A 238-nucleotide genomic window follows, 5' to 3' on the forward strand; every position below is an offset into this window, starting at 1 on the left:
GTCCTGGCCCGCCACGAATCACTGCGCACCATATTCCCCGCCACCGACGGCGTGCCATTCCAGCAGGTACTGCCGGCCCGACCAGGAATGTGGCGACGCGACGGCCCCGCGGTAATACCGCTGCCCGAACAAGACATCGACGACGCCTTGGCCGAACTGGCCGAATACCGATTCGACCTCTCGACCGAAATCCCCATCCGCGCCCACATCTACTCGCTCGAACCCCAACAGCACATCG

General features: G+C 64.3%; 1 protein-coding gene. It reads left to right on the forward strand.

Annotation, left to right across the window (positions count from 1 at the left end; translation table 11 throughout):
• Nucleotides 1-238, forward strand: a 238-nt coding sequence (locus tag IG65_RS35605) for a hypothetical protein (RefSeq protein WP_036526749.1), incomplete at both ends; no start/stop codon positions are given.

It is taken from the genome of Nocardia sp. NRRL WC-3656, from assembly GCF_000720265.1.
Classification (GTDB): domain Bacteria; phylum Actinomycetota; class Actinomycetes; order Mycobacteriales; family Mycobacteriaceae; genus Nocardia; species Nocardia nova.